This window comes from Tessaracoccus zhenghani (assembly GCF_054552775.1).
The window spans coordinates 753,560-773,472 of the sequence record NZ_CM137275.1; the positions used below are offsets into that span (position 1 = coordinate 753,560).

Genomic DNA, 19,913 nt, shown 5'->3' on the forward strand with positions numbered 1-19,913 from the left:
GTATTCACGACAACCCCCGACCCGCTGGACGTGAGGCTGCATGCCTCGGGCGGGCGAAACCATCAGACCGTGACGTGCTGGATGTTCTCGGCGGTGGGTGGACGGCGCGGTAGGCCGACCGCACGGTCGTGGTGACTTCCCGCTCGCTCAGCCCGGCGTGTCCGGCGGCCGCGGTGAGCACGTCGAGCGCATCAGACGGTGCGACCCCGTTTTCAGCGAGGCGGCAGGCGGCCCAGAACAGGCCGCGGTTGCGTTCGCCTTCGCCGCGGGTGGCGACCCACGCTGCGATGCGCGACACATCCCGATCACGTACCGCACCCGATGGGGAGATCCCACGCGACACCGGCCGCGATGTTGGTCTGGGGTCGAGGAAGTCACGCAGCCCGCCCGAGTCGATGGTGGATGCGGGGCCGGTGTTGATCTGTCGCAGCGCATACGGCACAGAGGCTCCGTGGATGACGACGGAGGAGGGCGGGATGATGATGTACCCGCCGTCACCGCGGAAGTCGATCCCCGCCCGAGCCGCCTGCCACGAAGGTTGCGCCGTGTCCGGTGTGGCTGGGTAGTAGGCGTGCAGGCCACCCGACGGGCTCGTGACGGTGAACATCCACCCATCGATGAGCCCGGCACGGTGTGCGCGGTTCATCGCTTCGAATCCGTTGACCGAGCCGTGAACATCGACATCGACGACCACGACCCCGGAAGAGGCGCCGGTGGGGAGGCCGACGTTCGCTCCTGGATGCTGCCGCCACCACGCATCCACCAAGGCCGGGTCGGTGCTGGCGTCGTAGAAGCCGTGCTCGGTCAGCGGACGCTTCGCCCCCGACACACACGGAAACACCGGCACCCCGGCCGTGGCGAACTCGCGAGCAGCAGCCGAGACCGGCCAGCGCCCATTCAGCCGCAACAACACCTCCGAGAACGCATCGTGAGTAGCCATCACAGCCCCCGCCCCACCGTTGCCGCAGCCCGCACGGGCTCACTACGCTCCGACACTGGCTTCACCGGCCGGGCCGCCGCACGTTGCGGCTTCTCCTGCTGCGCAGCGTCGCGTTCCAGACCTGGTGGGGTGCCGTCGGCGACCACCACTGTGTCGAGCTGATCGAGAATCCCGAGCGCGGCCTTGCGGACGCGTTCGCCGGTGGCCTTCACCACCTCAACAGGCTCCTTCCCATCGACACGGGCGGCCCAGGTCGAGACGTACGGGATCGTGTACCCGCTGGTGTCCATCCCGTGCGCCGCACCCACCATGAGGGCGACGGATTCCGCCTCGACCTCACCGATCCCGCGATGGTGCCGAGCGTCCTCGTCATCGGGGTTGTGCAGCAGCACGTGCCCGAGTTCGTGCGCGAGGGTTTTTACTTGGGCAGCGGGGTCCATGTTCTCCCGCACCGCCACCGACTTGGCATCCCAGTCGGTCATGCCGTTGGCGCCGTGGATCATACCCTCATGCGGCACCCGCAGCACACGGAACCCCGCAGCGACGACCTGCGCCGACAGGCCCTCCCAGAGCCCGGTTGGTGCTTCACCTTCGAGGAGTTTCGGTGCCGGAGGTTCCGGTATCGGATCGCCATCGGTTTGGGAGGCATCCCAGACGTACGCAGGGCGGGCGGCGATCATCCGGGATCGCACCACCTCACCCGGACGAGGCTTCTCACCCCGCTCCAACCGCCGCCACGAATCCGCAACTGCCGGCGTCGCCGAAGCGAACCGGCCCGTGACAGGGGCGAAAATCTGCAACCCCGGCTGGCCCTTCTGAACTTGGCGGCCGAGCTGCTGCCACTGCCGATACCCAGCCACCAACGACGGAAACGGCTCAGGCACCCGCCCCGCCGAGTAGTTCGCTTCGTGTTGGAACCAGATCAGCAGCGTGTTGTTGAAGCTCCGTGACCTGAACCTGGCCGCGAACGCTAGAGCGCGCCCCCAGTCCTTACCGGAGACCAGCGTCTCGACGGCACCGGTCAGGCGCTCGTGGAGTTCGTCGAGCTTCGCATCCCGTGCCGCTCGGATTTCCTCTTTCGTCGCCATCATCGGACCTCCTTTCGGCGAGGCCCATGACATGACAGCCGAGAGCCCTTGCGACCATGAGGTGCGCCGGGACGTGCGCGAGCACTGGCAGGAACGAAACGAGGTGCGTGACCGCCAGGGATCTGACCAGACCCGACGAGTTCGATCTGGTCTATCTCCTGGCTCGCAGCGATGTCGAGCCTTTGGGGCCTGTCCGGGTCACGTGATGAGTAACGCGGTTCATACGACGAGTTCGAGTGGGCCTCACGCCCGTCGAGCGCGAGGGAACTCGCCGCTACGCAGTTTCGCTGCGGGTCGCGGGCAGACGATGTCGGTAGCGTGTCGGCGTTACTCCGAATCGTCGTGAGAACCATGCGGAGGCGACACGCGGATCGGCCCAGCCGACGGCTTGTGACGCTTGATGAACTGAGAGATCAGTCTCATCAATCAGGCGGCTGAACTCGGTCAAGCGAACTTCGGTAAGAAATCGCATTGGGCTGGCCCCCATGTGCGTCGAGAACAGCCGTGTTAAGTGCGTACGAGACAGCGCGAGTTCTTGGGCCAGTGAAGTAACAGTCCACGGCTCGCCCATGCGCTCCCGAAGCAGCCGCGCAGCCCGCCCGACGTGCCCAATCATTGCCGGATCTGCCTGCCGCCTCGAAGCCGGCACTTGATTCCGGGTGGGCACGTGGAGAGAGCGGCTGTCTTCGGTAAGGAAGACCGGTGCGACTGTGCCAACCCACCTCGCTAGAAGCTCGATTGTGCGAATCGATGTCTCTTCGGGCGATGAACACGTATCTGGAAGCATGCTCAGCTGTCGCCAGATCGGTTCCAGCCGCCGAAAGGACTCGATTCCTGGGGTAAGTACAAGGGAGTTGCCGTCCCAGTCATCAGGATGCACGCCTCGACGAACGCGCTGCCGTGACCGCAAGAGCCAGCGCATCTGCGCCCTAATGAAGGGTTCGTCCGCATAGATCACCCACAACCGTGATGGCGACAGTGGCAACAGTTGATGCCGCTTGTGCGAGCCGAGCGCCACCGCTGACCCGGGCGCCAAGCGCTGTATCGCCACATCCGTACAAAGATCGATCTTTCCGGACAGTACGTGGATGAGCGTGACGACCGGAAACGTCAACTCCTGCGTCGGGACGCAGCGCAGTATCTCGATCGCTGACATGAGCCCGAACTGTTCTCCGGGCGACGCGTCTATCGCAGGGTCGCTCGCCTCACGAAGTCTGCTCTCGCCGGCCGGTTCGGCGGACACGTCCCATCCGCTTCCTCAGCCCAATTGGTGGCGTGGGCTGGCCGGACTCGTTGTAACAGCGAGAAGGAGATTGCGCGTATGTCCATGATCCGACGACCGAGAGGCTGCCGGTTCACAGAGCAGGTCGATGCGCGAGCAAAGGTGATATCGGCCTGCTCGACGTCGAACACATATGGTGTGGTCGCCACTATGCATGGGACTCTCTGGATCTGATCGCGATGCCGATCGTGGTTACCGTGGCCACGATGGCACCGAGGACCGCGGAGAGAGTTTGGGCGTTCGGCGTCACTGCGACGAGTGCAAAGACGAGTGGCTGGGCGAAGCCGATATAGGAGAGCGAGTAGAACGCGGCGTTGAGCCGTGCGCGATCTTTCGGGTGACCGATCTCCTCCATGCGACGAAGACCTGCGACGAGCACTAAGCCGTATGCGGCGCCGAGGGCGATAGCGCTGGGGAGCATCAGGACGGTGAGCCGAGCCGCGAAGGTTCCTGCGGCCAGGAGCATCCCTAGAGCGGCGATTCCCATTCCTAGAGGGAAGGCTCGTCCGGCCCTCCCACGCTCGATGCGTTGCGCCAAAGGCTGGATGAGTGCTCCGGTGCCCATGGTGAGTCCCGTGATGATCCCCGCTGTGGCGGCCTCGAATCCTTGGACATGGATGACCGACGGGATCACGGCGAAGCTCATCGTCGCAGCGCTAAAGACCCACGGTGCCGTGAGCGGAATGGTCCAGAGGAAGGGCCGTGTCGTGATCGCGCTCCAGAAACTCGCTCGGCGTCTCGATACGAGTTCTGTGGCGGAGACCTCAGCCTGCTCGACGAGTTCTTCGTTGTCGAGGGAAGTATCTGGGGCCCGCCACAGCAGCGCAGCCGCGATGGCCGAGATGAGCAGATGGAGGGCGTAGGGCAGGACTTCCGGCAGGGGTGCCCATTGCGCGACGAGTCCTGCTGCGAGCGGGCCGCCACCAAATCCGACGGAGAGCGCGACCGCCACCCGCTTCGGAGCAGCGGAGCGGTCATCCGCAGACAGGTCGGTTACCCATGCCGTGCCTGGACCGAGAACCGCGCCAGCGGCCGCACCGGAGAAGAACCTGCCCAGAAGGAGAAGCCAGGCCTCCTGCGAGCCGAGGCACAGCACGATAGAGGCGACAGCGGACAGGATGACCGCAACCCGGACCGGCCACCGTCGGTCAACTCGGTCCGCGATCTCGGCGGCGACGAAGAGCACCGGGATGAGACCCACGATGTAGGTAGCGAACGCGAGGGCGATGAACGAGTCCGGCAGGCCGGCGGTCTCCCGGTACACCGGTAGCAGAGCAGCGAACTGGTTCGCTCCCCACCCCACGACGGTGATACCGGTCGCGACGCGTGCCCAACCAGGCAATCGAGTTCCCATGTACTCTCCTAAGTAACCGTTCTATCGGTTACTATAGTTGCATGGCTACCGACCTTCGAACCAGCACGGCACTGCGGAAGCTTCGTTTCGACGGTGGTTCCCTCGTTCTCAATCTCACCGCAACCGTCGGGCGGCGGGGCGCTGGCGAAGAGCATCGCGTCGAGCGCCTCGACGGCGAGGGGGCCCTGGAACAGTGGCTCGTCGGTGTAGGTATCGAGGTCGATGCGAGCGTGGATCGGGGAGCGCTGCTGACGGAGTTGCGTGAGCTTCGCGAGGATGCCTGGGAAGTGCTGTCTGGGGTCGTACACGAGCGACCCGTGTCATCGTTCGCCGTGCAGCGGATAGAGCGGTGGGCCAGCGCCGATGTTCCCCCGCCCCGCTTGGCGAACACATTGCATGGACCGCAAGCTCGGATGGTGGCACTCAGCCAAAGCGCGATGTGCGCCCGCGCGGCTCGGGACCTGCTGGACATCCTCGCAAGCCCTGACGTGCGTCATCGACTCCGGGAGTGCGCGAGCGAGGAATGCCGCATGATCTACGTGCTCCCGTCCGGTTCGAGAGAGCGTCGCTGGTGCTCAATGAGCCAGTGCGGTAACCGAGCGAAAGCCGCCGCGCACCGCGCACGTTCGCGCCAACCGAGAGAGCACACCGCCGACGTTGACGTGACGGACGATCGCTCGATCAAGGAATTGGGAAGATGACTTCACCCGGCTTGCATGTTGCGAATCCGGACGGCTTCTGGCTTGACGACCTCGCAGTCGGAATGCGGTTCCATTCGCCAGTTGTGCTCCTGCGCGAGGAAGACATCATTGCCTTCGCCGAACAGTTTGACCCGCAGACATTCCATCTCTCTGTCACGGCGGCCCGAGACAGCTTCTTCGCAGGACTCGCTGCGAGCGGATGGCATACTGCTGCGTTGTCGATGAAACTGCTCGCGCAGGCTTTGCCCTTGGCTACAGGAATCATCGGCAAAGGCGTGGAGATCGAGTGGCCAAGCCCGACACGACCGAATGACGAACTCGGGGTTGTTGCCCGAATCGACACGATCACGCCGTCGAAGAGCCGGCCCGGTCGCGGATCGATCACCGTGGGCTACCAAACTCTGAACCAGAACGGCGACATCCGGCAGCGCGCGCGAATCACGCTCATAGGCTGGAGACGCGACGTTGGAGCTCAGGCCGCAGCACCGGGTGCTGAGAGCGGCGAAAAGGCGATCAAACGCGGAGAAAGTCGCTGAGTCGTACCTGGTCTGGCATTGCGACTACAGGCTGATGCCGGCAATGCCGGCAAGTACGATCACGGCGCCGATCAGACGCCGGGCGAGGTGTCCTTCGCCGAAGAGACGCCAGGCGAGGAGCGCGCCGATCACGATGGATGCCTCCCGCAGTGGCGCGACGAGTGCCACGGGTGAGGTTTGCATTGCGGTCAGCACAAGGATGTACGCGAGCGGGGACAGCACGGCGACCGCGGCGATAGGCGCGCGATTGACGCGGAGGGTGTTCGCGAACGCTGTGCGGCGTCTGATGATGGCTGGGGCCAGGAATGCGACCTGGACGACGAGCGTGCCGGCGTAGTAGCTGACGGGTGCGAGCCCGATGGAGCCGATCGCGAACGCGTCCCACAGCGTGTAGGCGGCGATCGTGGCTCCGGTGGTAGTACCCCATGCGATGCCGCGGAGGGGGCGGTTGCCCGTTCTCTGGAAGGGGTTGCCCGTGACGACGAGGATGCCTGCGAGGATGACGAGCGCTCCGATGATCGCCAGTGCCGTGGGGCGTTCTCCGAGCAGGAAGATAGCGATCACGATGGTGAGCAGCGGTCCGACGCCGCGAGCGATCGGGTAGACGACTCCGAGGTCGGCTCGGTCGTAGCCCGCCTGCAGGGTGAGCGAGTACGTCAGGTGCAGGGCGGCGGACACGGCCGCAGCGGCGACCAGGGTCCAGGTGATCGGTTGCGAACCGGTGGCGGCGGCACCGATCGCGAGAGGGAGACACAGGATCGCGGAAGCGGTCGTGTAGGCGCCCACGAACAGCAGCGTGTCGCCCTTCTTGTACTTCGATACGAGGTTCCAGCCAGCGTGGGCGACTGCGGCGATGAGGACGATCGCAACGGTGACTGGTGGCATCAGGTGATGTCGGGCAGGTCGATCCCGGCCCGCTCGGCGCGCGAGACACGGTCGGGATCGCGCAGTGCCAGTGCTGCCGCGAGAGCGTCGACGACGACAAGCTGCGCCAGACGGCTCCCGGCAGCAGCCATCTGCGTCGTCAGCGGCGCGCCGCCCACGACGAGTGCGACGGCGGAGACATCGGTGAGTGGTGTGCCGTACTGGTTGGTGATGGCGATGACGGTCGCGTCGGCGGTCGCGGCGGCGTCGGCGATCGCGACGGTCATGTCGGTGCGACCGGTCGAGCTGACGGCGACGACGACGTCGCCGGGGTCGAGCAGGCGTGCCGCGATCATCGCGGACTCGTGATCGACGACGCCCGATGTCCGCACGCCCAGCGACCGCAGCCGGAACACGACATCGGCCGCGACCGTCGCCGATGGGCCCGCACCATAGGCGAGGAGCTGCCCCGCGCCACAAATCGCGGAGACCGCTTGGTCGAGAGCGTCCGGGTCGATCGCGCCGCTGAGGGCGGTGAGCGCGTCGATCCCTGTGCGCGCTGTCGTGTCGATGATCGTGCGTGTCGAATCGGTGCTCGTGAGCGTGTGTGGCGGGGCGAAGAACTCCGCTGTTCCGCGAGCGCGGGCGATCTCCAGCTTCAGTTCGGCGAAGCCTGAGAAACCGATTGCGCGGGCGGCACGGACCACGCTCGGCGCCGAGACCCCTGCTCGCTCGGCGACTTGCGCCGTCGTGCTCCTTCCCACGAACAACGGGTCCTCCAGCACGAGGTCGACAACCTTTGCCTCGCTTGCCACCAGCCCCGCACTCCGCGCCTGAACCGTTCCGAGCCAGCGGCGCAGCGGATCCTCGGCGGCAGAAACGGAGTTACTTGATGATCTTGCCATAGGTAATAGCGTAACATTGGGGCATGGTGACAGAGCAGCAACCGAGTTCTTTCAGGGAGCGCAAGCGCGTTGGAGTCGTGGGCCCGGGAGCCATAGGGACGACGGTGTCCGCACTGCTCCATGAGGCAGGCAACACACCGACGCTCTACGGTCGCACGCCGCGAACAGAGCTCACCCTGATCGACGGCGACCGCCGGATCGTCGTTCCCGGCCCCGTGCGCACCGATCCTGCTGCGCAGCCTGAGAAGGCGGATGTGCTCTTCTTGGCGGTCAAGGCCACCCAGACCGCGGCGGCAGCCCCCTGGCTGCGTGCTTTGTGCGCCCCCGGGACCGTGGTCTGCGTGTTGCAGAACGGCGTCGAGCAGATCGCTGCCGTTCGACCCCATGTTCCTGAGGGAGTAGAGGTCGTCCCCGCGGTCGTCTGGTTCCCGGCGCAGTCGCAGGAAGACGGCACCATCCTCCTGCGGGGCGAGCCCTGGCTGACGCTTCCCGCATCACCGGAGGCGGAGCGCATCGCGGATGTCCTGCGCGACACGCGCTGCCAGGTCGAACTCGCGGGCGACTTCACCGCTCTCGCCTGGCGCAAGCTTCTCCAGAATGCCGCTGCCGGGCTGATGGCGCTCACCGGTCGGCGTGCCGGCGTGTTCACCCGCCCTGACTTCGCGGATCTCACTCTCGACTATCTGAAAGAGTGCCTGGCCGTTTCGCATGCGGAAGGAGTAACCCTGAGCGATGACGTGCCCGCTGCCATCCTGGCCCGCTTCCAGGCCTTCCCGGCTGATATGAGCACGTCGATCCTCACCGACCGAGAAGCCGGCCGGCCGCTCGAATGGGGTATCCGCAACGGCGTCATCTCGCGTCTCGCGCGCAGACACGACATCCACACGCCGATCAGCGACGCCATCACTGCGCTCCTCGCCGCCACAAGCGACGGCCCCGGATGACCCGGGACGCTGCTGCTCCGGCTCAGCGTCCGGAGAGATTACTGAGCGACTGGGACCGAGCGGCGAGGAGCTCCTCGTAGGTGTCGTCGTGCTCAGCCCAGCGGAGGGGCTTGGCGCGCTCGACGACGATCTCCTTCGGAGTCGGGTTCTGGGTGAGCAGCCCGATGATCTCGTCGAGGAAGTCGCCCATAGGCAGAGCATTCGGGTTGAGCTTCTCCTGGCCGGCGTTAGCGACGGCCGGCGGGATCAGCTCGGTCACAGCGATACCAGTTCCAGCGAGGTGCGCGCGTAGCGATTCGGTGTACGAGTGCACGGCCGCCTTCGAGGCGCCGTACGTCGCCATGAGCGGGAACGGCAGGAAGCCGATGCCCGAGGAAACGGTGATGATGTCACCGGCGCCACGGCCGAGCAGGTGCGGGGTGAACGCATCGATCACGCGGATCGTGCCGAGCAGGTTCACCGAGATCGTGGTCTCGGCCTGGGCGATGTGGTCCGGGTCGCGCAGGTCCTCAGTGAGCATGACCCCCGACATCGTCACGACGACGTCGAGCTCGGGGTGCTTCGCCAGCACCTCATCGCGCGCCTGAGCGACCGACGCCGCATCGGTGACGTCGATGCGCACCGTCTCGACGCCGTCGACCTGCTCGATGTTGCGCCCGCCGACAACGACCGTGCTGCCCGCGTCAACGAATCGCTGGGCGAGGGCACGTCCGATTCCCGTGGTACCTCCGACGATCAGGACGGTACGTCCGCTGATATCCATGTGCTTCCTCACTTGTCCGTCTCCGACTATGGGCCGGATGGTCTCCCCGGCTCGATCGCCGGCATGCATCCATGCTCGGCCGATGGTCGAAGCCGAGGAAGGACCCCGCTGATCCGCGTCCTGACAGGGCACCTTTCGATCGGTGGGGAATGGCTACCGTTGATCGCATGGACGGCAACAACGACAACCGGCTCGGGGAGTACCTGAGCGCACGCCGTGCGCTGGTCACTCCCGAGCAGGCGGGCATCCCTGCTGGATCGGGGCGCAGAGTCCCCGGTCTTCGGCGTGAGGAGGTTGCGCTCCTCGCCGGTATTAGCGCTGACTACTACTTCAGGCTCGAACGTGGCCGCGACAAGAACCCCTCGCGCCAGGTACTGGAATCGCTCGCCCGGGTGCTGCGCCTCGACGAGATCGAAGCCGACCACCTGATGAGCCTCGGCGGCCCGCGCCCCCGTGTCCGCCGCGCGAAAGCCTCCGGGCGCGCTGAGCGGGTGCCTGCCCGGCTGCGCGACATGCTCGCAGCGCTGAACATGCCCGCGTTCATCGAGAACCGCTACTTCGACGTCCTCGCTGCCAATCCGTTCGCGATCGCCTTCAACCCCCGCCTGGAGCCAGGGAACAACCGACTGCGCTCGTTGATGCTGGACCCCGCCGAGCGCGACTTCCACGAGGACTGGGAGACGGCCGTCGACGATTTCATCGCTGCTTTCCGTCGTTCTCTCGGCGACGAGACCGATGACCCGCGCGCCATCGAACTCGTCGGCGAGCTCTCGCTCGCCAGCGCACGTTTCCGCACACTGTGGGCTCGGCATGATATCCGGCAGCTCGCGGGTGGCACCGCGGTTGTCAATCATCCGAGTCTCGGCGCGCTGCGCCTCCACCGCGAGAAGATGCCGATCGACGACCTTGTCCTTGTCGTCTACTACCCGGCTGAGCACAGCGCAGACGCCGAGAAACTTGACCTGCTCGCATCCCTCACCGCTGAGTAGGAGCGCGGGCCTTGGGAACCGACAGTGCTCAGTTCAGGCAGATCTCTCTCCTGTAATGGCTGGTATCTCGCGGGTCGCACGCGGTCGGATCCCGCCTGTATCGCGCCGTCCAATCGCTCAGTTCGCCGACGTCCCCGAATGGCAGTGCACGCTCGGCTGCCCCTCACAGCGAAGCAGGGTTTGAAGAGCTATCGACGCCTGTCGCGGTGCTACGCCGTTGCCAAGCGCAGCAAGCTGCTGTGCACTGGTCAGGCCGAGGTGCGGAGCGGTGACCCATCCATCGGGTAGCCCCATAAGCCATTCCACGAAATCGGGTGCAGGACGCCAGACGCCAGCTTGGTTCAGAATCGCCGGGGATGGCGCTGGCCGTCCGATGATGCGTTCCCATCGGGAAATGGCGGGGGCGTAACGTCCCCAGCGTCGAAGAACTCCTCGATCAGCGCGAACGTTGTGTCCGATATCGGGTGCCGACCACGCCGGGTCATCAGGTCGATCACCTGATGGCTGAGAGCGATCGTCCCGCGGCGCGCTTTCACCTGATCTAGCGTCTCCCCACCCCTGGCCGAGTCCGAGGCCAGAGGGGTTCGGAACAGCGCGTCGCGCGAGGACGAAGATGCGAAACCGTGGATGCGGCGCGCCGACGAGGGAAGCGGGTATGCCGAGCCACCGCGCGTCATACCGGAGGTCGGCCAGGTCTCCGAGTACGGCACCAAGCGCCCGTAGAGGTCGGGCTGGCTGGTCTCCCAGACCCCACGGGTCGGGTTCGAGGTCGCGAAGGGCTGCGGTGGCATCGGTGCCGGTTGCGTCGTTGGGGTTGCGTGCATCGGGGGATGCTCCTTGCTGGGTGGGGCGGATCGCTTTGGTAGAGAGCAGGCCGCGGACATTCTCGATCACGACGAACTGTGGTTGCAGGATCTCGATCGCTGTCGCCATCTGCGCCCACAAGCCGGAGCGAGTGCCAGGTGCGAGGCCAGCACGCTTGCCTACCGTGCTCACGTCCTGACAAGGAAAACCTCCGCAGAGAATGTCCACCGATGGCACGTCATGCCAGTTGATCGATGTGATGTCGCCGAGGTTGGGGGCGTCTGTCCAGTGGTGGGCGAAGACGCGGGCGACGGGTTCATTGATCTCGGAAAACCAGACCGTCTCAGCACCAAAGACGTGTTCGACCGCGAGATCGAGACCCCCGTACCCGGAGAACAGCGAACCGACACGCATCAGCCGGTCCGGGTTGGTCGCCTGCTCCTCGTGCAGCGTGGCTCCGCCTGGTCGATGACCTTGGCCGGGCTCCACGTCGGAGTTCTGTCGCCGTTCAGGTCACCTGCCAGGTGCGCTCACGCCGCCGCCTCCGCTGGCGCGGATCACCTCCCGAGAGCCACGATTCGGACTCCTGCTTCCGACCCTCGTTTTGAGCTGCCACACGTCTTTCAGACGAGGCCGTTTCGGGCTTTGTCGCATCTGATGCGACCGGTCTCGCGGGCTCACCTGCTCTCCGAGCGCGGCCGGAAGGAGCAGCCGAGGTGACGGTTTCGATGCGCGTGATGAGCGCGGGCGATGGATACAAGTACCTGTTGAAGTCCATCGCCGCGGGCGACGGCGACCGGAGCCTGAGCACGCCGCTGACCCGCTACTACGCGGAGGCGGGCACGCCGCCGGGCTTCTGGATGGGCTCGGGGCTGGGTCGTCTCGGGCACGGCGACCTGGTCGAGGGAGGGCAGGTCTCTGAAGCTCAGCTCACGCTGTTGGTCGGGATGGGCCATGACCCGATCACGGGCGAGCCGCTGGGCCGCGCCTACCAGCAGTTCGCGTCGATCACCGAGCGGATCAAGCAGCGCGTCGACGCCCTCGACCCCGAGTTGGGGCCGGCGACTCGAGCGCAGGAAGTGGCCGCGATCGAGGCGGAGGAAGCCGAGCGCGGCACCCGCCGCGCAGTAGCCGGTTACGACTTCACATTCAGCGTGCCCAAGTCAGTCTCCACGATCTGGGCGGTCGCGGACGCCGGCACCCAAGCCCTGATCGCGGACGCCCATCATGCGGCGGTTGCAGAGCTGGTTGCGTTCCTCGAACGCGAGGTTGCCGCAACCCGCGTCGGTGCAACCGGGCCGGACGGCGCGGTTGCGCACGTCGACGTCGCCGGTGTCGTGGCCGCGGCATTCGATCACTACGACAGCCGTGCGGGCGACCCGCAGTTGCACACCCACGTCGTCGTCAGCAACAAGGTCCTGACCGTGCAGGACGGCCGCTGGCGGACCCTCGCCGGCCGGCCGATGCACTCCGTGGTCGTCGCAGTCTCCGAGCTCTACAACGCCGCGCTGGCCGACCAGCTCACCCGCGTCCTCGGCGTCGAATGGGAAGCACGCGAACGGGGCAGGGACCGGAACCCGGCATGGGAAATCGAGGGCGTGCCCGACGAGCTGGTGACCGAGTTCTCCACCCGGTCCCGACACATCGAGGCCGAGAAAGACCGCCTCATCGCCGGGTACGTCGCCAAGCACGGCAGGCAGCCCTCCGCGCGAACGGTGCTGAAACTTCGGGCGCAGGCGACGCTCGCCACGAGGCCGGAGAAGCAGGTCCGGTCGCTGGCCGACCTCACCGCCGAGTGGCGGCAGCGCGCCGGCCGGGTGCTGCGCCGGGACGCGAACGGCTGGGCGCGCACGTTCACCGCATCCACCGCAGACGCACCGCGGCGGGTGCTGCGCGCCGACGACGTGCCGCTGGATGTGGTGCGCGAGGTCGGGCAGACCGTGATGGAGACGGTGGGCGAGAAGCGTTCGACCTGGACCCGCTGGAACCTGCATGCCGAAGCATCCCGGCAGTTGATGGGGTGGCGGTTCGCCAGCATCCAGGACCGGGAGGCGATCACCGGGCTCGTGGTCGATGCCGCCGAGCACGCTTCGCTGCGGCTGACGCCGCCGGAGCTGGCGTCCAGCCCGTTGCAGTTCCGCCGCGTGGACGGCACCTCTCGGTTCCGGCCGCACGCCTCGACCCTGTTCTCATCCGAAGTCCTGCTGGCCGCCGAAGACCGACTCCTGGCGCGTGCCGCCACAACGGCCGGGCCGGTGGTGCCGTTGGAGACGGTTGAGAGGATCGCCCGCAAGCCCGACGCACGCGGCCGGGTGCTCGGCGAGGATCAGGCCGCGGCCCTTGCCGCGATCGCGGTCTCCGGTCGGGTCGTGGACGTGCTGGTCGGCCCGGCTGGGGCCGGGAAGACGACGGCGATGAACGGGCTCCGCAGGGCGTGGGAGAAGGAGCACGGCACAGGGTCGGTGATCGGGCTCGCCCCCTCGGCGGTCGCCGCGCAGGTCCTCGCCGATGACCTCGGCATCGCCACGGAGAACACGGCGAAGTGGTGGCAGAACCACCTCATGTACGGGACTACGTTCACGGCCGGGCAGCTCGTCATCATCGACGAGGCGAGCCTGGCCGGCACGATGTCGTTGGATCGGCTCACCCACGAAGCCGAGAAGGCCGGCGCGAAAGTCCTCCTGGTCGGCGACTGGGGCCAGCTCCAATCACCCGGCGCCGGCGGCAGTTTCGCCATGCTCGTGCACGCCCGCGATGACGCCCCCGAGCTGACCGATCTGCACCGCTTCACCAACGAATGGGAGAAGACCACCTCGCTCCAGCTACGCCACGGCCGTGCCGAGGCGATCGACGCCCTGATCGAGCACGGCCGGATCACCGGCGGCGACGAGGAAGCGATGATCGACGCCGCCTACACAGAATGGCGGGCCGATCTTGCCGCCGGGCGGGCGTCGATCCTGGTGACCGAGACCCACGCGACCGTCACCGAGCTGAACGCCAGAGCGCGGGCGGATCGGATCATCGACGGCACCGTAAACCCGACCCGCGAACTGCCGCTGCGCGACGGCACCGCGGTCTCCGAGGGCGATCTGGTCATCACCCGCGAGAACGACCGGCGGCTCCGCAACGGCCGAACCTGGGTCCGCAACGGCTCCCGCTGGACCGTCACCGGAGTTCGCGAGGACGGGTCGGTCAGCATCCGCCCGGCCGGGCGCAGGTTCGGCGGCGGGATCGTCCTGCCGGCCGACTATGTGGCCGAGCACCTGGACCTCGGCTACGCGATCACCGCGCACCGCGCCCAGGGCGTCACCACCGACACCGCGCACGCGGTCGTCACCGCCACCACGACGCGGGAGAACTTCTACGTCTCCATGACCCGCGGCGCCCACAGCAACCACGCCTATGTCACCGTCGACCGAGAGGACGCAGAACACGCGGTGCCGCATCCCGGAGACAACCCGAACGTCACCGCTCGCTCGATCCTCTACGGCGTGTTGCAGCACATCGGCGCCGAGCTGTCTGCGCACGAGACGGTCGCTGCCGAGCAGGACCGCTGGGGCTCGATCGCGCAGCTCGCGGCCGAGTACGACACGATCGCGCAAGCCGCCCAGCACGACCGCTGGGCGACCTTGCTCGCCGCGTCCGGGATCACCGCCGAGCAGATCGAAGACGTGCTCGGCTCCGACGCCTACGGCGCGCTGTCGGCCGAGCTGCGTCACGCCGAGGCCAACCACCACGACCTCGACGCGCTGCTCCCGCGGCTGGTCGCCGCGCGGAGTCTGGACGATGCCGATGACATCGCCTCCGTCCTGCACGCCCGCGTGGCACGCGCCACCGCCCGGCCCGCCGGATCAGGCCGCACCCGCAAGGCCCCGAGGCTGATCGTCGGACTGATCCCGCACGCCGGCGGGCAGATGGCAGACGACATGCGGCGAGCCCTGGACGAGCGCCGCGAGCTGATCGAAGGCCGCGCCGACGCCGTGCTCCGCGGCTACCTCACCGATGAGGAGCCGTGGACGGCCGACCTCGGCGCGGCTCCGAGGGGCGACAAGCAGAAGGCGGCGTGGTGGCGTGCCGCTCGCACCGTCGCCGCCTACCGCGACCGCTACGGCATCACCGACGACCGGACCCCGCTCGGCCCGACGCCGGAGAGCACCAGCCAGAAGATCGACGCCATCCGCGCCCGCGCCGCCCTCAACCGCGCCCAGGCGATCGCTCACGAAGGCACGACGGCTGATGCGGTGCGGCCAGCGACCACATCACGCCCCGCACCGAGCTTGTGAACCCGTCCAGCGAGGGCGGCCGTCAGAGAGAGCGCCCCGGCGTGCCCGGCGACGGGTGCCGGTGCCCGAACTCGCGTCCGACCTCGGGCCGCGTCACAGTCCGGTCCGGGGTTCTGTCGGCGTCGAGTAGGTCGATCACGTCGCTGGGCTGGGTGACGAGCGAGGCGAAGCCTTGCTTGATGAGTTCGTTCGGCCCCGCGCTCGCGACGCTGGTCACCGGGCCGGGCACCGCACCGACGCCCCGGCTGAGTTCGCGTGCGGCGATGACAGTGGTCATCGACCCGGACCGAGGACCGGCCTCGGGGATCACGGTCGCACCCGAGAGCGCCGCCAGCAGGCGGTTGCGGGCCAGGAACCTGTGTCTGGTCGGTGCGGCTCCCGGCGGCAGCTCGCTCACCAGCAAGCCGACATCCCCAATGCGATTCAGCAGCTCGCTGTGCCCGGCCGGGTAGGGGCGGTCCAACCCGCCGGCCAGAACGGCGATCGTCTGACCGCTCGCGGCAAGCACGCTCTTGTGCGCGGCCCCTTCGATCCCATAGGCGCCACCGGAGACGACGACCCGTTCCTCATCGGCAAGACCCGCCGCCAGCTCGCCCGCGACCTGCTCTCCATAGGCGGTCGCAGCGCGAGCGCCCGTGATCGTGGCCCGATCGCTCAGCGCCGTCATCAAGAACGAGACCGCACCGCGAGTCCACAGCAGGTACGGCGCACGATCGCTCAGGTCGTTCAGGCCGGCGGGCCATTCCTTGTCGGCGGGGATGAGCGTGCCGAATCCATGCCGCTCCGCCTGAGCCATCTGATCCAGCAGGCCGGGTGTGACCCGTGCCGTCAGTCGTTCGCGCCACATCAGTGTGTCGGCGCGTGCCAGGCCGGGCACTTCGTCGTCGGACTCGATCAGCCGCAGCGTCTCGACCCCGCCGTGACGGGCCAGGACGTACCCCGTGATCGGGTCGTTCGGCTCGGCGATCATCGACAACGCGACCCGCGCCATCCGCTCACCCTGCACCTGCTCCGCCAACGTGGCCATGATCGGTGTCCTCTCGCTCCAAGGTCACCGACGAGGTACACGCCCGCCTGCCGATGGGGTTCCCTCTGCCATAGGACAGTCGTAAACTCGGTAGCGAGGCAGGTTCAGCAAACTATGCGGGTCCTTCGGGACGGCCCTTCGCGGGCACTCGGTTCATAGCCGCCTCCACGACGGAACACCGTCGCGCTATGACGAGGAAAGAGGCCTGCAATGCTCCGGACGTCCGTGGCGCTCAGCGCACGAGGCTATGGCGTACTCCGCTACGCACCCACGAACCTGCTGCTCAACGCGATCCGCACACGGCGCGGCCTGAAGTGGGGCGTCCCCGCGATGCTGCTCGCCGGGGTCTACTTCTACGCCGCGGCGATCTGCACCACGATCATCAACGACGGGGGTCCCGGTTGGCTCTACCTGCTGGTCCTGGTGTTCGTCTGGAACGCCTTCAAGTTCCTTTGGATCGGCCCCGTCAGTCTGATCCAGCTCATAAGTGTCCGTGCGGGGGAGCGTCGCGAACGGCAACCGGTGCCGTCCTCGCGGTGACGCGCAGGCGAGCCCACCGCGCCATAGGGCACTGACCACGACACAGTCGCATTCGGTTGGCGCGTCCCTTCACGGTGTACCGCATCGATTCGGCGTGTCGATGGCTCTGTGATGTCGTTACGAGTAGTATCCGTTACATGCAGGACTTCACGAGCCTGAGCGACGCGGGCCTCACTGACGTTGATCGAGCGCTGCGTCATGAGCGGCTACGTCGCCGTAAGGCGTGGCGTAACTGCGAGCGCTGCGATCAGGCGTTCCTCGGGCGAGGTGATGCGCGCTTCTGCTCGGCTCGCTGTCGAGTCGCCGCGCATCGAGCGGGGAAGGAGTCCTGATGAGTGACACGCTGCGGGTTGTCGCGTCACGTCGGTACGGAACGCTCTCGCCGCTCCGCTATCCGGGAGGAAAGGCGGCGCTCGCTGGCTTCTTTGGCGACATCATCGATGCTCTCAGGGTCGAGCGCGCACGTTATATCGAGCCATATGCCGGTGGCGTGGGAGCTGGGATTGCGTTGCTCCGTGAGGGCATTGTCGAAGAACTGGTTATCAACGACATTGACCCTGCGGTGTACGCCTTCTGGAAATCTGCGGTCGGAGACAATGCCAGCTTCGTTGAAATGGTTGCGTCCGTCCCACTTACGATCGCTGAATGGCAGAAGCAGCGAGAGATATACAGATCGCGCGATGAGCGAGATTCACTCCGCCTCGGGTTCGCCTTCTTCTTTCTGAACAGGACCAATCGTTCAGGGATTCTGAATGCCGGAGTTATCGGCGGTCAGCGGCAGGAAGGGAGATACAAGATTGACGCCCGCTTCAATCGCGAAACGCTCATCGAACGATTGACTGCGATCGGAGGCTTGGCCGATCAGATCACGGTCTCAGACCTTGACGGCAGGACAGTGATCCAGCGTTACGCTCAGGACGATCGAGCATTTATGTACATCGATCCGCCCTATGTTCAGGCGGGGTCTCAGCTCTACCTCAACGCGTTCGACGGGCGCGATCACACAGCCCTCGCGGCGATCGTCAATACGGTGGAGAAGGCGCACTGGCTCATGACGTATGACACGGCTCCACTGATTGAGAAGCTGTATCGCGAGCACTTCCAATGCCGCTTGGAACTGACCTACTCCGCGCGGTATCCGGGGCAGGCCGAAGAACTGCTCGTTGCATCGCCCGCGGTCGCCGGTGTGGTCAAGGCGTTGCAGGGGCAGACTGTAATGGCGGACGCAACAAGCGCCTGAGCAGCGGATTGACCACCTTCCACGCCTGCCGAACGTCCTCTGCGGTCACTGACGCATCTGCGCTGTGCGCGATGAGATTGAACCACTGGATAGAGCCATGTTTGTGGGCGTTTCCCGACTGTATGGCGCCGATGGTCGATTTGAGAGTCTTCTCCGAGCCATAGGTTTGCGCGACCACTTTGAAAACCGCACTCAACTCGCCTGTCGCGGGCGTTGCAGAGCCCTCGAAATGGACCTTGATGGTGGCTTCGAGAACAGAGCGCAATAGGATCGCGGACGCGATAGGCAAGTTTCCCAGGTTGATCCGTCGTAGCTCGAAGTAGCGCAGTTTGAGGTTCAGTGGTGCGTTCTCGTAGTCGAGGCCAGACAGATCGAGCGTGTCCTTTGTGTCTGGATGGTTCGGTCCACGGCTTCCTGCTCCGCTCGGAGGCTCAGGCTGGGGTGGCGTTGCCCCGCCGGTCGCGCTACCGGGACCGCTTGGAGGCATTCCGTGGCTGACACCTTGCGACGGTCCAGGCGGAGTCGGTGGTGCGGGCGCGGCGGGTGATGGTGTCGGCGTTGCTGTAGTGGGTACACCGTTGAGACGGTCCACGAACGGCTGGTAGGCGTCATCACGCTTCTTGAGCTCCGGAGAGCGGGTGTTGAGCCTTCCAGCGCGAAACTCCCCGACTAGATACTCCAATGCACCGAGCTTCTTCTTTGGAAGTTTCGACGCGATCTTTTCGGGAGTTGAGGACCGAGGAAGCAACATGCCGTCTCTATCGAACTCCACCCCGATCGCAGCCGCGATGTCCTTACTTCGGTACGCGTACTCAAAGGCCGACATCGCCAAGTCGTCGCTGGCGGCGTACTGCCGGAGGGTGTGATCGGAGAATGGCGCAGCGGCAAGGAAGCGTCGCATCACAGCCATCTTCATGAACCTTGCGACCTCGACATCGGGGTACTGCGCCTTGACGTCCTCCACAGTCGTCTGGTCGTCCACGAGTGAGTAGTAGAAGGTTGCTTGTTGGTCGCGGCTCCACCGCTTCTTGGAGATGCCAGTGTGCAGTCGGGCAACGTGCGGGGCGGCGGTCGCGCGATCAGGCGCCACGATCACGCGGATTCGCTCGGGGAGGTTTTCTGCCTCGACTGCGTACCGCTTGAGCAGTGAGCGAACCTCGGCTTCGTGACCAGGCACGATCGTCGGGTCGTAGAGAGCCTTGAGTGCGCTGACGCGCCGGTTGCCTTCCAGGACGATGTACGAAGGCGGCTCGTCCCGTGACTCCGCCGCGATCACGATCGGCACCTCGTTGTCGAAGTAGCCGTCGCGAAGGATCAGCCGCGCCGCGCCGAGGACGTCCTCGGAAGCGAACAGATACTTCAAGGCTCCGGCTTCATCGTCGCGACGAGTCGGGATGCGGTAGTTCTCCAGGTCGAGCAGGAGCCGGCTCAGCTCGACCTCCACGATGGGTAGCTGCTCGTAAGCCATGTCCAGCCTCGTCTCGATGATCCGTCCGGCGATCTACGCCCTCGGTGCCGAACGGACGAGAGCTGTCGTTCAGTCCTAACTGTAGCCGCGCTGTTTCGCGATCGGGCTGAGACACGTCGAGGCGCATCAACCGAAGCTCCTCTGACGCGCGAACGCACGAACTGGTTGCCATAGGCGCCCGTGAC

General features: G+C 66.2%; 17 protein-coding genes. 7 read left to right on the forward strand and 10 right to left on the reverse strand.

What is annotated here, in order from left to right; genetic code table 11:
• Positions 1-4: 4 nt before the first annotated feature.
• The 4 genes from ACX1DX_RS03600 to ACX1DX_RS03615 all read right to left on the reverse strand — a co-directional run bounded on the left by ACX1DX_RS03600 (position 5) and on the right by ACX1DX_RS03615 (position 4,664).
• On the reverse strand, positions 5-940 hold the full coding sequence (locus tag ACX1DX_RS03600) for a bifunctional DNA primase/polymerase (RefSeq protein WP_048809054.1): 936 nt from the start codon (positions 938-940) through the stop codon (positions 5-7).
• A complete protein-coding gene (locus tag ACX1DX_RS03605; protein ID WP_045247690.1) occupies positions 940-2,031 on the reverse strand; it encodes an ArdC-like ssDNA-binding domain-containing protein in 1,092 nt (363 codons plus the stop codon). The genes ACX1DX_RS03600 and ACX1DX_RS03605 overlap by 1 nt, the downstream gene beginning before the upstream one ends.
• Positions 2,032-2,302: 271 nt before the next feature.
• Positions 2,303-3,184, reverse strand: coding sequence for a helix-turn-helix domain-containing protein (locus ACX1DX_RS03610; RefSeq protein WP_048809055.1), 882 nt, complete (start codon positions 3,182-3,184; stop codon positions 2,303-2,305).
• Positions 3,185-3,458: 274 nt separating this feature from the next.
• Positions 3,459-4,664 carry an MFS transporter gene (locus ACX1DX_RS03615; protein ID WP_045247691.1) on the reverse strand — a complete coding sequence of 402 codons (1,206 nt, stop codon included), beginning with the start codon at positions 4,662-4,664 and terminating at the stop codon, positions 3,459-3,461.
• A 41-nt stretch (positions 4,665-4,705) separates the two neighbouring features.
• Between ACX1DX_RS03615 and ACX1DX_RS03620 the strand changes: the two genes are divergently transcribed.
• Both ACX1DX_RS03620 and ACX1DX_RS03625 read left to right on the forward strand, forming a co-directional pair.
• Positions 4,706-5,365 (forward strand): CGNR zinc finger domain-containing protein, encoded by a 660-nt coding sequence (locus ACX1DX_RS03620; RefSeq protein ID WP_084603852.1) that lies wholly within the window; start codon positions 4,706-4,708, stop codon positions 5,363-5,365.
• Positions 5,362-5,901, forward strand: coding sequence for a MaoC/PaaZ C-terminal domain-containing protein (locus ACX1DX_RS03625; RefSeq protein ID WP_048809056.1), 540 nt, complete (start codon positions 5,362-5,364; stop codon positions 5,899-5,901). Before ACX1DX_RS03620 ends, ACX1DX_RS03625 begins: the two co-directional genes overlap by 4 nt.
• A gap of 24 nt (positions 5,902-5,925) precedes the next feature.
• Here the strand turns inward: ACX1DX_RS03625 and ACX1DX_RS03630 are convergent, their stop codons facing one another.
• Both ACX1DX_RS03630 and ACX1DX_RS03635 read right to left on the reverse strand, forming a co-directional pair.
• Entirely contained in the window at positions 5,926-6,786 is an 861-nt protein-coding gene (locus ACX1DX_RS03630) for an EamA family transporter (RefSeq protein WP_045247693.1), read from the reverse strand.
• Positions 6,786-7,670, reverse strand: a complete 885-nt coding sequence (locus ACX1DX_RS03635) for a MurR/RpiR family transcriptional regulator (protein WP_045247694.1) — start codon at positions 7,668-7,670, stop codon at positions 6,786-6,788. The genes ACX1DX_RS03630 and ACX1DX_RS03635 overlap by 1 nt, the downstream gene beginning before the upstream one ends.
• A gap of 23 nt (positions 7,671-7,693) precedes the next feature.
• Here ACX1DX_RS03635 and ACX1DX_RS03640 point away from each other — a divergent pair, with 23 nt between their 5' ends.
• Entirely contained in the window at positions 7,694-8,614 is a 921-nt protein-coding gene (locus ACX1DX_RS03640) for an oxidoreductase (RefSeq protein ID WP_045247695.1), read from the forward strand.
• Between the two features lie 22 nt (positions 8,615-8,636).
• Here the strand turns inward: ACX1DX_RS03640 and ACX1DX_RS03645 are convergent, their stop codons facing one another.
• Positions 8,637-9,377 carry an SDR family oxidoreductase gene (locus ACX1DX_RS03645; RefSeq protein WP_045247696.1) on the reverse strand — a complete coding sequence of 247 codons (741 nt, stop codon included), beginning with the start codon at positions 9,375-9,377 and terminating at the stop codon, positions 8,637-8,639.
• Positions 9,378-9,544: 167 nt separating this feature from the next.
• Between ACX1DX_RS03645 and ACX1DX_RS03650 the strand changes: the two genes are divergently transcribed.
• Positions 9,545-10,366 (forward strand): helix-turn-helix transcriptional regulator, encoded by an 822-nt coding sequence (locus tag ACX1DX_RS03650; RefSeq protein WP_045247697.1) that lies wholly within the window; start codon positions 9,545-9,547, stop codon positions 10,364-10,366.
• A gap of 117 nt (positions 10,367-10,483) precedes the next feature.
• Here the strand turns inward: ACX1DX_RS03650 and dcm are convergent, their stop codons facing one another.
• Positions 10,484-11,659, reverse strand: a complete 1,176-nt coding sequence (gene dcm / locus ACX1DX_RS03655) for a DNA cytosine methyltransferase (RefSeq protein ID WP_245610973.1) — start codon at positions 11,657-11,659, stop codon at positions 10,484-10,486.
• 227 nt (positions 11,660-11,886) lie between these two features.
• Between dcm and mobF the strand changes: the two genes are divergently transcribed.
• The gene (gene mobF / locus ACX1DX_RS03660; RefSeq protein ID WP_459397678.1) at positions 11,887-15,453 is read left to right on the forward strand and encodes a MobF family relaxase; all 3,567 of its coding nucleotides are present in this window, start codon (positions 11,887-11,889) and stop codon (positions 15,451-15,453) included.
• Between the two features lie 22 nt (positions 15,454-15,475).
• Here the strand turns inward: mobF and dprA are convergent, their stop codons facing one another.
• Positions 15,476-16,480: a DNA-processing protein DprA gene (gene dprA / locus ACX1DX_RS03665; protein WP_036542732.1), complete on the reverse strand. Its 1,005-nt coding sequence runs from the start codon at positions 16,478-16,480 to the stop codon at positions 15,476-15,478.
• Between the two features lie 210 nt (positions 16,481-16,690).
• On the opposite strand from dprA, the gene ACX1DX_RS03670 reads away from it, so the two are divergent.
• Both ACX1DX_RS03670 and ACX1DX_RS03675 read left to right on the forward strand, forming a co-directional pair.
• Positions 16,691-17,020: a hypothetical protein gene (locus tag ACX1DX_RS03670; protein ID WP_026529636.1), complete on the forward strand. Its 330-nt coding sequence runs from the start codon at positions 16,691-16,693 to the stop codon at positions 17,018-17,020.
• A 331-nt stretch (positions 17,021-17,351) separates the two neighbouring features.
• Positions 17,352-18,260, forward strand: a complete 909-nt coding sequence (locus tag ACX1DX_RS03675; protein ID WP_026529635.1) for a DNA adenine methylase — start codon at positions 17,352-17,354, stop codon at positions 18,258-18,260.
• Here ACX1DX_RS03675 and ACX1DX_RS03680 read toward each other — a convergent pair.
• Positions 18,211-19,728 (reverse strand): hypothetical protein, encoded by a 1,518-nt coding sequence (locus ACX1DX_RS03680; protein WP_026529634.1) that lies wholly within the window; start codon positions 19,726-19,728, stop codon positions 18,211-18,213. The genes ACX1DX_RS03675 and ACX1DX_RS03680 overlap by 50 nt on opposite strands.
• Positions 19,729-19,913: the final 185 nt, after the last annotated feature.

What these genes read in the sequence shown, in the direction of transcription:
- ACX1DX_RS03600 (WP_048809054.1), bottom strand. Translation starts at nt 940, where the DNA reads ATGGCTACTCACGATGCGTTCTCGGAGGTGTTGTTGCGGCTGAATGGG.
- ACX1DX_RS03605 (WP_045247690.1), bottom strand. Translation starts at nt 2,031, where the DNA reads ATGATGGCGACGAAAGAGGAAATCCGAGCGGCACGGGATGCGAAGCTC.
- ACX1DX_RS03610 (WP_048809055.1), bottom strand. Translation starts at nt 3,184, where the DNA reads ATGTCAGCGATCGAGATACTGCGCTGCGTCCCGACGCAGGAGTTGACG.
- ACX1DX_RS03615 (WP_045247691.1), bottom strand. Translation starts at nt 4,664, where the DNA reads ATGGGAACTCGATTGCCTGGTTGGGCACGCGTCGCGACCGGTATCACC.
- ACX1DX_RS03620 (WP_084603852.1), top strand. Translation starts at nt 4,706, where the DNA reads ATGGCTACCGACCTTCGAACCAGCACGGCACTGCGGAAGCTTCGTTTC.
- ACX1DX_RS03625 (WP_048809056.1), top strand. Translation starts at nt 5,362, where the DNA reads ATGACTTCACCCGGCTTGCATGTTGCGAATCCGGACGGCTTCTGGCTT.
- ACX1DX_RS03630 (WP_045247693.1), bottom strand. Translation starts at nt 6,786, where the DNA reads ATGCCACCAGTCACCGTTGCGATCGTCCTCATCGCCGCAGTCGCCCAC.
- ACX1DX_RS03635 (WP_045247694.1), bottom strand. Translation starts at nt 7,670, where the DNA reads ATGGCAAGATCATCAAGTAACTCCGTTTCTGCCGCCGAGGATCCGCTG.
- ACX1DX_RS03640 (WP_045247695.1), top strand. Translation starts at nt 7,694, where the DNA reads ATGGTGACAGAGCAGCAACCGAGTTCTTTCAGGGAGCGCAAGCGCGTT.
- ACX1DX_RS03645 (WP_045247696.1), bottom strand. Translation starts at nt 9,377, where the DNA reads ATGGATATCAGCGGACGTACCGTCCTGATCGTCGGAGGTACCACGGGA.
- ACX1DX_RS03650 (WP_045247697.1), top strand. Translation starts at nt 9,545, where the DNA reads ATGGACGGCAACAACGACAACCGGCTCGGGGAGTACCTGAGCGCACGC.
- dprA (WP_036542732.1), bottom strand. Translation starts at nt 16,480, where the DNA reads ATGGCCACGTTGGCGGAGCAGGTGCAGGGTGAGCGGATGGCGCGGGTC.
- ACX1DX_RS03670 (WP_026529636.1), top strand. Translation starts at nt 16,691, where the DNA reads ATGCTCCGGACGTCCGTGGCGCTCAGCGCACGAGGCTATGGCGTACTC.
- ACX1DX_RS03675 (WP_026529635.1), top strand. Translation starts at nt 17,352, where the DNA reads ATGAGTGACACGCTGCGGGTTGTCGCGTCACGTCGGTACGGAACGCTC.
- ACX1DX_RS03680 (WP_026529634.1), bottom strand. Translation starts at nt 19,728, where the DNA reads ATGGCTTACGAGCAGCTACCCATCGTGGAGGTCGAGCTGAGCCGGCTC.